Origin of the sequence: Halomonas sp. R57-5 (assembly GCF_900070345.1) — a bacterium.
Lineage (GTDB): Bacteria > Pseudomonadota > Gammaproteobacteria > Pseudomonadales > Halomonadaceae > Vreelandella > Vreelandella ventosae_B.
Genome location: NZ_LN813019.1, coordinates 3,585,188 through 3,597,528, shown reverse-complemented (window position 1 = coordinate 3,597,528; position 12,341 = coordinate 3,585,188). Strand labels below are relative to the sequence as shown.

At 55.1% G+C, this 12,341-nt stretch carries 11 protein-coding genes and 1 tRNA gene; 9 read left to right on the top strand and 3 right to left on the bottom strand.

From position 1 onward, the window contains the following. Window positions 1-37: 37 nt before the first annotated feature. From queF to HALO_RS16475, 4 genes are all read left to right on the top strand, one after another. Entirely contained in the window at window positions 38-871 is an 834-nt protein-coding gene (gene queF, locus HALO_RS16490) for an NADPH-dependent 7-cyano-7-deazaguanine reductase QueF (protein ID WP_035577743.1), read from the top strand. A gap of 91 nt (window positions 872-962) precedes the next feature. Further along, window positions 963-1,523, top strand: coding sequence for a nitroreductase family protein (locus tag HALO_RS16485; protein WP_035577746.1), 561 nt, complete (start codon window positions 963-965; stop codon window positions 1,521-1,523). A gap of 2 nt (window positions 1,524-1,525) precedes the next feature. After that, window positions 1,526-2,035, top strand: coding sequence for a YiiD C-terminal domain-containing protein (locus tag HALO_RS16480; RefSeq protein WP_035577749.1), 510 nt, complete (start codon window positions 1,526-1,528; stop codon window positions 2,033-2,035). Window positions 2,036-2,141: 106 nt separating this feature from the next. Then, window positions 2,142-2,229 (top strand) — tRNA-Ser (locus HALO_RS16475). Window positions 2,230-2,550: 321 nt separating this feature from the next. On the opposite strand, the gene HALO_RS16470 is transcribed toward HALO_RS16475, so the two are convergent. Further along, window positions 2,551-3,333: a CLCA_X family protein gene (locus HALO_RS16470; RefSeq protein ID WP_035577751.1), complete on the bottom strand. Its 783-nt coding sequence runs from the start codon at window positions 3,331-3,333 to the stop codon at window positions 2,551-2,553. 93 nt (window positions 3,334-3,426) lie between these two features. Here HALO_RS16470 and HALO_RS16465 point away from each other — a divergent pair, with 93 nt between their 5' ends. Continuing rightward, window positions 3,427-4,113 (top strand): type 1 glutamine amidotransferase domain-containing protein, encoded by a 687-nt coding sequence (locus HALO_RS16465; RefSeq protein WP_035577754.1) that lies wholly within the window; start codon window positions 3,427-3,429, stop codon window positions 4,111-4,113. Between the two features lie 1,088 nt (window positions 4,114-5,201). Here HALO_RS16465 and HALO_RS16455 read toward each other — a convergent pair. Both HALO_RS16455 and HALO_RS16450 read right to left on the bottom strand, forming a co-directional pair. Continuing rightward, window positions 5,202-6,551 (bottom strand): M20/M25/M40 family metallo-hydrolase, encoded by a 1,350-nt coding sequence (locus HALO_RS16455; protein WP_035577758.1) that lies wholly within the window; start codon window positions 6,549-6,551, stop codon window positions 5,202-5,204. A gap of 81 nt (window positions 6,552-6,632) precedes the next feature. Next, window positions 6,633-7,517 carry a LysR family transcriptional regulator gene (locus HALO_RS16450; RefSeq protein WP_050713702.1) on the bottom strand — a complete coding sequence of 295 codons (885 nt, stop codon included), beginning with the start codon at window positions 7,515-7,517 and terminating at the stop codon, window positions 6,633-6,635. Window positions 7,518-7,674: 157 nt separating this feature from the next. Here HALO_RS16450 and HALO_RS16445 point away from each other — a divergent pair, with 157 nt between their 5' ends. Genes HALO_RS16445 through HALO_RS16430 form a run of 4 tightly spaced genes read left to right on the top strand, consistent with a single transcriptional unit; the run spans window position 7,675 to window position 12,318 of the window. Beyond that, the gene (locus tag HALO_RS16445) at window positions 7,675-8,640 is read left to right on the top strand and encodes a TAXI family TRAP transporter solute-binding subunit (RefSeq protein ID WP_035577763.1); all 966 of its coding nucleotides are present in this window, start codon (window positions 7,675-7,677) and stop codon (window positions 8,638-8,640) included. Between the two features lie 21 nt (window positions 8,641-8,661). After that, on the top strand, window positions 8,662-10,572 hold the full coding sequence (locus HALO_RS16440; protein WP_231896736.1) for a TRAP transporter permease: 1,911 nt from the start codon (window positions 8,662-8,664) through the stop codon (window positions 10,570-10,572). Further along, window positions 10,569-11,975: an acyclic terpene utilization AtuA family protein gene (locus tag HALO_RS16435; protein ID WP_035577769.1), complete on the top strand. Its 1,407-nt coding sequence runs from the start codon at window positions 10,569-10,571 to the stop codon at window positions 11,973-11,975. The genes HALO_RS16440 and HALO_RS16435 overlap by 4 nt, the downstream gene beginning before the upstream one ends. Next, window positions 11,962-12,318, top strand: coding sequence for an AtuA-related protein (locus HALO_RS16430; RefSeq protein WP_035577772.1), 357 nt, complete (start codon window positions 11,962-11,964; stop codon window positions 12,316-12,318). Before HALO_RS16435 ends, HALO_RS16430 begins: the two co-directional genes overlap by 14 nt. Window positions 12,319-12,341: the final 23 nt, after the last annotated feature.

Below are 12,341 nucleotides of genomic sequence, written 5' to 3'. Positions count from 1 at the left end.
CGCATAACAACTTGATTGAGAAGAGAGCTTTTATACCATGGCACATCGCCCTGATACCTTAGAACATGCGCCGTTAGGGCGCGATTCCGCCTATCCTGAACAGTATAACGCGGGGCTTCTCTACCCGATTCCCCGCGCGGCTAACCGGGCGCCACTAGGGATTGAAGAGGGCGCTTTGCCGTTTGTGGGGGAGGATGAGTGGCACGCCTTTGAAGTCTCCTGGCTGAACAGCCGCGGTAAGCCTATCGTAGCCGTGGCGCGCTTTCGCCTGCCTGCAAGCTCCCCCCATCTGATTGAGTCTAAATCCTGGAAGCTCTACCTCAACAGCTTCAACCAAACCCGTTTTTATACTCGTCAGGAAGTGATGGAAACGCTTGCCAATGACCTCGCGGTTGCGGCAGGGGCTGAGGTGAGCGTTGAGTTGTTTGATGTGGATGCCCCTGAGCTTTCAGCGCAGCGCTTGCCAGGCGAATGCTTGGACGATTTAGATATCGCAGTAAGCGATTACACGCCTAGTAGCGCCCACTTAACGGTAGGCGATGAGGTCGTTGAAGAGACGCTCTACTCCCACCTGCTGAAATCTAACTGCCCCGTTACCGGCCAGCCGGACTGGGGCAGCGTGCTGATTTGTTATAAAGGGCCCAAAATCGACCGCGAAGGGCTGCTGCGCTACCTGATTGGGTTTCGTCAGCACCAGGATTTCCACGAACACTGCGTTGAGCATATCTTTACCGACTTAATGGCCCAGGTACAGCCTACTCAGTTGCTGGTGCTGGCGCGTTACGTGCGCCGCGGCGGGTTGGACATTAGCCCCTGGCGCGCAACGCCCGGGCTAACGCCGCCCGCCCCGCTGCGCCTAGCAAGGCAGTAAACGGCAATGTTGTAAATGACAGTGTTATTAAGGACAGTGTTATAAATGACGGTGCTACAGTAGCCTCACACGATTGGATTTGGAGTCATTAATGGACGCACTTACGCTGCTTCACGAACGTAGCTCAATGGGCAAGCTGATGGAGCCAGCACCCAGCGGCGAACAACTCAGCGCCATTTATCAGGCCGCGCTACGAGCGCCCGACCATAAAGAGCTGCGTCCCTGGCGCTTTATCGAGTTCAGCGGGGAAGGGCGTGAACGGTTAGGCGAGCTATTTGCCGAGGCGGAGTTTCAGGAGGATCCCAGCGCCGACGACGAAACGCTCAACTCAGCGCGCAAAAAACCGCTGCGAGCGCCGATGATTATCGCCGTAATCGCCAAGGTCACGCCCGAACTCGAAAAAGTACCCAAAATGGAGCAGGTGATCTCCGCTGGGTGCGCCGCCCACGGCATACTGCTAGCCGCCCACGCGCTAGGCTTAGGCGCTATGTGGCGCAGCGGGAAATATGCTTTCGACCCTGTGGTTCGCAAAGGGCTGAGCCTGGATGAAGATGATGAAGTCGTCGCGTTTATCTATCTGGGCACCTTAGGGGGTCGCCACAAACCCGTACCACAGCATAACGTTGCTGACTTTGTTGAGCGTTGGGGCTAGGTATGAATCTGCCCCGCCAGCCAAGCATACCCCACCCCCGTTTGCCGCTGCCAGAGAGCCAACCGGAGGACCTGGCCGTCTTTCAGCAGTGGCTAAGTGATGCCATCCCCATGGTAAGCGCGCTAGGCATTCACGAAGTCTCACGCCAGGACGATTCGCTAACCTGGCAGTTAGCGTTATCGCCTAACCTTAACGATAAGGGCACGGGGTTTGGCGGTGCACTCACGGCGCAGACTACGCTGCAAGGTTGGTGCTGGCTAACGCTATGGCTGCGCGAGCGGGGCATTGCGCGGGATGTGGTCGTTGCCGAGGCTAGCCAGCGTTTTCTTGCGCCGGTAACGAGTGACTACCGCTTGGTATGCACGCCAGCTCTACCAGAAGGCCCCGCACAGCTTGCCAACAAGCTCGCAGAGCGCGGTAAAGGGCGTATAGAGCTAACCCAGCGGCTCTATTGTGGTGAGACACTCTGCCTGGAAGCCAACGGCAGTTACGCGGTGTTGCCGTCCCGCTAACCGAATGGGTAATCGGCCTGAAAAGGCTTGCTATTTCGAGGCTTAGCCCATAGTATGTGCGCCGTTCTGTCGCGAAAGGTATAGCCTTTCAACAGCGCCAAAACGCGGAGGGGTGTCCGAGTGGTCGAAGGAGCACGCCTGGAAAGTGTGTAAGCCGCAAGGCTTCGAGGGTTCGAATCCCTCCCCCTCCGCCACAGAATTTTCAAGGCCGTCAAGTGCTTAGCTTGGCGGCCTTTTTGTTTCTGGCTGTTGGGAACAGTTTTGGGAAAATAAAGGGGGCTATTAAAAAGGCAGCACGCCGCCGAAGCCAATACCTAACACGGCAACGATAACAACAACGATAACGACGATAGTGGTAGTAGACATATTCTCTTCCTTTGAGTAGTGAACGTTGCTATAGCGTAGTCGCGATTGTGCTTTTTCGCACACAGCACAATAGGCTGAGTCTCTTCCTTTGAGTCCAGAGTGCAGCCGTGTCCCTGCTGCGATGTCATTGCGCTTCGGATGGCCAACGATTATTTTTCTTCGCTTTTCAACGCCTTTCCTAGCCCGCCAAAATAGTCGCTAAACGCGCGGTTAATTCTCTCCCGCTGCTCGCCCTGCGGGTAAAGCCCCATTTCCGCTTCGGGGGAGGCTTTGGTGCCTTTGACTAGGAAGTGATTGGTAATGGCGGCATCTTGCACAAACGCTTCAAAAGCGCGGGCGCAGAGCTCTTCGGGCTTGCTGTAGTAGAGCTGGCCAAGCTTTTTGTCCATGTGTGCCGAGTGCTTAAATAGCTTGCTTGGCTGTTCACCCGCTGGCTGTAGCAAAATTTCCTTGAAGCAGCGTATCAGTAACTGGTTGAGCGGATGGGGAATAGGCGCCACATCGGCAAGCCAAGCGGTAGAAGCGAACATACCGTTGGGCGCACCGCGAAAGCACTTACTGGCGATATAATGGTCGAAAGCATGAAACCACTCATGGGCAATACTGCCGGGGCCAGCATTTTTAGCCAGCGCAAAGCTGCGTTGGCTGGGGTTATAGTGGGCAGAAATGCCCGGCTGACCACCGCTGCCATATTGCAACGCTATTGAGCCGCGTAGCGAAATCAACGCCTCTGGCCCCTGTAAGATCATCATAAGATCGCATAGCGCATCGTGAAAAAGCTCAGCGGCCCGGTCACGCTCGGTACTGGTAACCCAGCGGCCAATCTCAATGGAACGAAAATCAAACTGGCGCCGAATCAAGGCAAAGCTACTGGCTTCCCCCTGGCGATGGTCTGGCCCGCTGCGGTAAAAATCCCGCGCTTCAATGCTCACTTATCGTTTCTCCTTGTATTCCGCCACCCAGGCCCCCACTAACTAACCGTAACGCATTTTAATAGCCTCATTTTCCACCGCCAGGAGAGAGATATGAGCAAGCGTATTTTAGTGGTACTGACGTCTCACGATCAGTTGGGTGATACCGGCAATAAAACCGGTTTTTGGCTCGAAGAGCTGGCCGCCCCTTATTATGTCTTTAAAGACGCGGGTGCTGAAGTAACGTTGGCATCGCCCAAGGGAGGGCAGCCGCCGCTGGATCCCAAAAGTGATGCAGAGGATAGCCAAACTGATGAAACGCGCCGCTTCAAGCAAGATGAAAAAGCTAACGCGGAGCTTGCCGCTACCCATCGCTTGAGCGATATGAAGGCCGATGACTTCGATGCGGTATTTTACCCCGGTGGCCATGGCCCGCTATGGGATCTCGTCGACGATGCGGACTCTATTCGCCTGATCGAAACTTTTATCGCCCAAGGCAAGCCGGTTGCCACGGTTTGCCACGCGCCGATTGTACTGGTGAATGCCAAAGACAGCGCAGGCGAGCCACTAGTGAAAGGCCGCCAAGTAACGGGCTTTACCAACGGCGAAGAAGAGGCCGTTGGCTTGACCAATATCGTGCCACATCTCGTTGAAGATGCCTTACAAAAGTGCGGCGGGATTTATAGCAAAGCGGATGATTTCACTCCTTACGTACGTGAAGATGGCCAGTTGATCACAGGGCAGAACCCGCCTTCCTCGGCGCTCACAGCTGAGACGCTGATGGCATGGCTGGCGAAATAATCGCTTAGGCACTAATGAAATAGACACTCATATCTACCCAGCGGCAACGGCGAGGCGRCCCCTCGCCKTTGCTACTTTGGTGATCAGCTTTTTTTGCCTTTCTCTATAAGACGGTAGGGGGTTAAAAGCTAAAAAGCCGTTAAAAAACAATTTATTTGCCGCTACATATCATAGGTTAGATAAACCTACTGTTATAAAGCGCACTGTGTGCACACAGCGAAGGGAACTCGCGAAAGGGAAGAACAAGCAAGGATTGCTTGTGTAACACAAGGATGCACAAACAGGATGTTTGTGGTGCAAGATCAGGGAAGACCCGATGAAAACCCGGCCAAGGAGKGGCCGGGTTTTTTTACCTCGACATAAATAACAAGTTAATTAAGCTCTTATGACGTTTTTATTAACAATGCATTGCTTATGATAATAAAAGGACAGTGGTGATGAAATAAGCCTTTTTATAACAAGCGCTAAAGTTAGCAAGTGCTTACTTTAGCAAGCATAATGATAATAAAGCGAGCTTAACTCATTCAGAGGTACTTCAACCGCGGTTTGACAGTTCAGGCAGCGTACGGTGGTACTGTTTTTACCGGTGCCTTCTAAACGGAAGCGGTTCAAGAATGGATTTCTGGGTGACTCTGAGTTGCCACAATGACGACAGATGACATCCAGGCCATTGACTTTATTGGTAATTATAATATCGCGCACGCTGACCTCCTACCATTAGGTTCGATGATGGTTCAGGCGTGGTAACGTCCATGTAGAGCAGTATCGTTGCCGACACTTTTAAAAGTATAGCGCTGCTGGGTATATGTGCCATATGAAAAAGATAAAAAGCGTGCTTTAAATAGCTATCCCTGAGATTGTGAAAAAAAGATAAATTTTTTTCCGTTTTAATAACATAGGTTAGATAAATAGACCGTTTTAAGGTTCACTGTGAGCATACACCACACGGAAGTGGCAACAGGGAAGATTAAGCTAGGAAGGCTTATGCTCATGGAAGCACAAACAGGATGTTTGTGAAGATGAATCAAGGAAGGTTTGATAAAGCCCCAGCCAGGGAATGGCCGGGGCTTCTTTTTTATACGCTTGTTTTATTTTTTAGCTTTCTTCTTGTTTTTCTTACTGTGATTACTTTCTTTACTTTGAGTACTCGCAGCGCTTTGGTCACTTTCTGTATTCTCATCTTTACTGTCATCGCCCTCGCTGTCCGGCTTGTCGCTGCCTTGGTGAGTGAGCGGGCTCGCTTGGTCTAAGCGCGGGTGGTTATCCAGGAATTCACGCTGTAGATCGGGTATGGCATCCAAGGCTTGCAGGGTATGGGTGAGGGCATGAATCGCCGCCAGCACATCCTGGGTATGACCGGTTTCTGAGATGGTGTGCATATTACGGATGGGGAAACCAATCGAGGTAGCGGCACTGTCGATAGACGCCAATACGCCTGCCATGCCATCGGTACCCGTATCGATACCCACAATATCGCGCTGCAGCGGAATATCCTGCTCTTTAGCGGCAGTGGCGATAATGCGGTTGAGCTGTTCACTGGCAATAGAGCCCACCGCCATGGTGAAGCCTTTGCCCATCTCCAGCGGCTGCATGCGCTTGTCGCCAATACCGGGCGCAGCCACATAGTCGTGGTTGACGTCCACGCCAATCAAAGCATCCGGCTTCATTTCGCCCGCCATCACACGGCTACCGAAACGGCCAATCTCTTCATAGCTGGCAATCGCAAACAGCACGCGCACGTTTTGGGTGCCGCCTGCTTCGGCGATCAGGCGCGCCACTTCGGCGGCCACAAAACAGCCCAGTCCGTTATCCAGGTAAGCGCCGTAGAAGGTATTAGGGCTAAAGCCGGGGCGGATAGGGCGGTCGAAAATAATCGAATCACCAGGGCGAACACCCAAGTTCAGCACCTGTTGCTTTTTATTCTCACCGTGAATCTGCAGATCCAGGTAGATCTGCTCTTTTTTCAGCCCTTTGCTGCCATCGCGCTGGGCAGGGTCAGAGAAGTGAATCGCGCCCAGTGCCTCGACCGTGCCGCCTTCAATGCAGCGGTAGCTACCGGGGGCGTCCGGGTCTTCGCTAAACAGCTTCACTTCATGGCCGATCAGTACCGTCGGCAGGAACGAATCGGTATTGATCCAGATCTTGCCGTCTTCGCCAATCGAGCGCACCTGCATGCGGATTTTGTCCGCATGGCCGATCAGCATGACCTTGAACATGTCGTCGCGGCCGGGGTGAGTGTCCAGCACAACGCCCGCGTTGCCCTTAAACTGGTGAAGGTGCCAGCTTTTAGGCGCGAAGCTCTCAAAATGCGGCTTGAGTACGCCGTAGGTCATGGCAGCTTCCAGGCCTACAGGGCTGGGGGCGGCAAGAATATCGCGCATCAGTTTGAACTGCGCGTCGGGCATTGGCTGTGTCCAGGGTTTTGCACTATCGCTCATCGTTGTCGCTCACTCATTTTTAGGTGGATGTTAATCACCTCTAGTCTGCCAGATTCCCGCACTGTGTGTAGAGAAAGCCGCTTATTCATGGTGATGAATTAGCTCGCGCAGGGCGCTGGTGGCGGCGGAAGGAGGGTGACGGCGGCTCAATATAATGCCCAGCTCACGACGAATGGTTGGCTCGMCCAACGGGCGGTATTCAATCCCATCAGCGGCAATTTGACGAAAACTGAGCGAGGGCAGCACGCTAATGCCTAACCCCGCAGCTACCATGCGGCCTACTGTGGCGATCTGGCGCGCATCGCACAAGATATCCAGCCGTTCTCCTACGCTCTGCATAATGCGGTCAATATCCTGGCGCGAGCTGGAAAGGCGATTGATACCAATAAACGGATAAGCTGCAAGTTGGCTCCAGGCGACGGCTGATTGCGCCAGCAACGGATGCCCGCAGGGGCAAACGACCACATAGCTGTCTTCGAGGACGGGTTCAAACGTTAAGTCGTCTGCGTCGCTTGGCGGCACTGAAAGACCCAGATCGGCGCGGCCTTCGCGCACCATTTGATTGATTTGATCGGCCAGCACATCGTGCAGGCTGAGGTTAATTCGTGGGTAGGCCTCATGAAAAAGCTTAATGACGCGCGGAAATAGTCCTGCCGCCAGAGTGGGTAGGGCGGCCACCGTTACCTTTCCGCGCTGTTTTGAAAACTGGTCGTTGAGATCTTCAAAGGCTTCGTTCCAATCATTCAGGAGCCGCACGGCAACGGGCAGAAAAGCTTCGCCTTCCGGTGTTAACACGAGCTGGCGCGTGGTGCGGGCAAACAGTGCACCACCGACGTTCTCCTCAAGTTTACGCAGCGCAATAGAGATCGCCGGTTGGGAAAGATGTACTCGCTCGCTGGCCTCTGCAAGGCTGCGCGAGTGGGCGACGGCAACAAAAACACGCAATTGCTGGATGCTTGGATTCATTTAGAAAGTAAAACATAAATTAAAAACTATTCAATATACAAAATTAAACCGGAGCACCATGCTTGGCTTATCGCGATTAGATTCGTCGCGATCACCGTTTTAGATAAAAAACCGCTCTACAATAACAATAGCTCGCTTAGCGAGCTTCGGAGACACAATGAAAACGCTACTGACCGCCATGGTGGCAAGCGCCGCTATGCTAGCCGCTGCGACCTCTCATGCCGATGAACGCCTGTTGATTGGCTCTACCTCAAGCTCCTCCAGCCACTACAGCTACTTTGTGGCCGTCAATCAGATTATTAATAACCAAGTTGAAGGGATCAGTTCTTCGGTTGCCGAAACCGGTGCCACTGTGGATAACCTGCGCCGTTTAGGCCGCAACCAAATCGATATGGGCCTGGTGACCACCAATACGGGTTATCACGCCTACGCGGGCGAGGAGGATTTTGAAGGCCGCCCCGTCGATAACCGCCTGCTGTGGGTCTACACCGTGGCACCGCAGAATACCGTAATGCGCCAGGATGCAGGGGTGGAAACCTTCGCTGACTTAAACGGTGTGCGCTTCAATCCAGGCATTACGGGGTCAGCCACCGAGAAAACCACCGAAGCGGTAATGCGCACGCTAGGTATTGAGCCTGACTATGTGCGTGGTTCAACGACCGATATGGTCGACGCTATGAAAGATGGCCGGGTGATGGGATCCGTTAAGTCGGGTGTCGGAGAACGCCTGGATGGCTCCTCTATGGATATCGCCACTTTCACACCGATAAGCGTGCTGTCGCTTGACCAAGAGCAGGCCGACGCACTGCGCAACGAAATGCCCGACGTGGCGATTGTCGATGTACCTGAAGGGGCTGCAGAGGGTATTCCTGCCTACACCACTTGGGCCTTTGGGGTTGCCGTGCACGCCCATCCGGATATGGATGAAGAAACCGCTTATCAAATCGTCAAAGCGGTGATGGAAAACCCAGAACCGCAGGTTAACGCCTTTGCGGCCATGCAGGATGCGGATATGGCGAAGATGACCCTGGAGGTTGGCACCGTGCCACTGCATGCCGGTGCTGCGCGCTATTTCGAAGAGCAGGGGCATGACATCCCCGATACCTTGCAGCCTGTCCAGTAAGGCCCATTGGAGAAGATGATCATGCGCGAGACACTCACCAAAGGCTTGGCGCTCCTGCTGGGCTGGCTAATCCTGTATACCTCCGCCACTGGGCCTTTCGAGAGTTTGATTCAGCGGAGCATTTTTCTCGCGCTGGTCATCCTGCTAGGGCTTGCCGTTTATCCGTTAGGCGCAGGCAAGCGCTGGCGCCCGCTGGGTATCGCTATTGATGTGGTGCTGGCAGTGGGGGTGGTAGTTGCCTGCAGCTATGTGGCGCTTAACTACGAACAAATTCTGGTCGAACTACCCTGGGCAACGCCTCGGGATATGTTGCTGACCGGCGTACTGCTAGTGGCTATTTTGGAACTGTCACGCCGTGCCATCGGCGTGATCTTTCCACTGTTGGTGTTAGTGGGATTAGCCTACGCGTGGTTTGGGGCCGCCATTCCAGGGCCGCTTGGCCACCGCGGGTTTGATCTTTACTACATGACCGAAACCATTTACCTCGGTGACTTAGGCGTGTGGGGCATGCTGGTGGGCGTCGCTGCGACGACAATTGCCGCTTTCGTACTGTTCGGCTGTTTGCTGCTACATACCGGAGGCGGCAATACCTTTATGGATCTGGCGTTGCGTATTAGCGGCCGTTCACCGGGTGGTGCTGCCAAAGTGGCCACTGTAGCCTCGGGGCTATTCGGCATGGTCAGCGGTAGCGCGGKGGCCAATGTCGCCACCACAGGCAACTTCACCATTCCGATGATGAAGCGCTTGAACTACCCACGCCCCTTCGCGGCTGGGGTAGAAGCAGTCGCCTCGACCGGCGGCCAAATCGCACCGCCGATCCTGGGCGCTGCGGCATTTATCATGGCGGAAATTCTAGGCGAAAGTTACTTACGTATCGCCTTAGCGGCCTTGTTGCCCGCAATTCTTTTCTACCTGGGCGTATTTGTCACCATTCATCTCGTCGCCAAGCGCCGCCAACTGCAGGTAGTGCCCGATGATGAGCTGCCCAGCTGGTCAGACGTGATACGCCCTGAACGTATTATTCCCATTCTGGCTGCATTAGGCGGGCTGTTTTACGGCGTGCTTAGCGGCCGCTCGATTCAAATGTCGGCGTTCTACGGCATCTTGATGACCGTGCTAACGTTCGTGCCTTTTGCGCTGCTGGCCAAGATGCCGCTGCGCGAGATCCTCGGCAAACTGGTGGCTGGTCTGGTCGATGCAGGCAAGGGCATGGTGATTATTGGCGTGCTGCTGGCCGGGGCGCAGATATTGGTGGCGATGATCGGTATGACGGGCATCGGTGTGACGTTAGCCAGCTTGATCGTCACGGTAGGCGGCGAATCGCTGTTCCTGGTCGCTTTTATCGTCGGCGGCGTGTGCCTGATTTTGGGCATGGGGATCCCGACCACGGCAGCGTATGTTCTGGTGGCATCAGTGCTGGCGCCTGCGCTCACCACCATCGGCGTTGAGCCGTTGATTGCCCACCTGTTCGTTTTCTACTTCGCGACACTCTCTGTTATTACACCGCCTGTCTGCATTGCGGTATTCGTGGCCTCAGGCATTGCCGACACCAACTGGCTGCCTGCGGCTATTGAATCAGTGCGCTTGGCGGCGGCTATCTATGTCATTCCATTCCTGCTGCTGATCTACCCAGCCCTGGCAGGGTTTGGTTCTGCCCTGGAGGTTGTCTTGGCCAGCTGTCAGGGGGTCGTGTTTGTGATGGCCTTTGCCGCGCTGATGTCCCGGGTAGCCATGACGGGTAAGCGTTTGATCGATGTCGTAGCGCTGATCGCAGTGATTGGGCTGGCGCTGACGCCCGGCTGGCTGACCACACTGGCAGCGCTAGCCCTAATCATTGGGCTATTTATACGCCGCCGCTCTCTGCTGAGAGACGAGCAGGGGGCCGTCGCGGGCGACCACCACTCTCTTCAGGCCAAGGAGACCCAGCTATGAGCTTTTTATTAGGCAGCGGTGCGGGTTTTTCTGGCGACCGTACCGATGCGGCCGTGGCGGTGGTGGCAGAGTTGATCAAGCGACAGCAGCCCTCCGCTTTAGTATTTGAAACCCTGGGTGAACGGACATTAGCGGCAGCTCACCGCGCGATGCGTGATGATCCCGAAAGCGGGTTTGAACCGCTGTTAGACGAGCTGCTGGCGCCGGTGCTGCGCGACTGCCTGGATCACGACATTAAGATTTTAGGCAACTTTGGTGCGGCGAACCCCAGTGGTGCTTGTCAGGTAATTGCTGACTTGGCTACGCAGCTTGGGCGCGGGGATGTATGCATTGCCCAGGTGCATGGTGACGATATCCGTCAGCAGCTACATAGCCTGGACTTACAGCGCTGGGAGGCCGAACGGCTGGATATGCCGGGCGATGACGCCCTGATTTCAGCCAATGTCTACCTGGGGGCCAAGGCGCTGGTTGAGGCGTTGGCCATGCAGGCGGATGTGGTGGTTACAGGCCGTGTTGCCGACCCGGCGCTGTTTTTAGCGCCGCTGATGCACCACTTCGATTGGCGTTGGGACGATTGGGATCGCCTGGCTTGCGGCATGATGGCGGGGCATTTGGCTGAGTGTGGCGCCCAGGTAAGCGGCGGCTATTTTGCCGATCCGGGCTTTAAAGACGTGCCCGGGCTCGCCACGGTGGGCTATCCGATTATTGAAGTGGAGCAGGATGGCAGCCTTATTATTTCCAAGCCTGCCAATACCGGCGGCTGTGTTACCGAGCAAACGGTGAAAGAACAGCTGCTTTACGAAGTGCATGACCCGGCGAATTATCTGACTCCGGATGTCACGGTGGATCTTTCCCACGCAGAGGTGCGTCAGTTGTCACCCAATCGCGTGGCGGTGACAGGAATTCGCGGCAAGCCTGCGCCTGAGCGGCTAAAAACCACCGTGTGCTATGAAGGCGGTTGGCAGGGCGAGGCGGAAATTTCCTATGCAGGCCCCAACGCGTTGGCACGAGCCCAGCTTGCAGCGCAGGTACTGCGTGAACGATTGGTGTTTCGAGCCCCTGCCGAGCTGCGTACCCGCTTGGATATCATTGGCTTGGCCAGCGTATTCGATAGCGATAGCGGTGAGCTGCAGCGTAGCGCTTCAGGGTCTGCCAGCGGCGATTATCGGTTGCGGCTGGCGGCCGAGCACAGCGAGCGGCGCTGGGTAGCCCGTGCCACCCAGGAGCTATTGGCGCTTTATTGTGCCGGGCCTGCGGGCGGCGGCGGCGTGCGGCGTCAATTTCAAAGGCGAGTGTTTACCGCTTCTTATTTGGTAAAGCGTAGCGATATTCATCCCCATGCCAGTCTGTTTGAATCATCGCCGCTCGGCGAACGCAGGAGTGAACGCTATGTTGCAAACTGAACACACGCAAACAGCGGTAAGCCCGCATTCCTCAATCGCTCTTCATCAACTCGCCCATGCCCGTGCTGGTGACAAAGGTGAGCGGCTTAACGTGGCACTGTTTGCCTATGACCCAAACCACTACGCCACCTTGCTGGAGCAGGTAACCGAAGAGCGTGTGCTGGCGCTGTTTGCTCATCGCGGTGCCAGCCGAGTGCGACGCTACCCTTTGCCCAATTTGGCGGGCATGAACTTCGTGATTGATGATGTGCTGCAGGGTGGTGTTAATGGCGCGCTCAATTTGGACGGGCATGGCAAAACGCTATCGTTTTTGCTTTTAAGCATGGAGGTTGATGCGAGCTAGACCTTTTTAACCTAGCCCCTCGA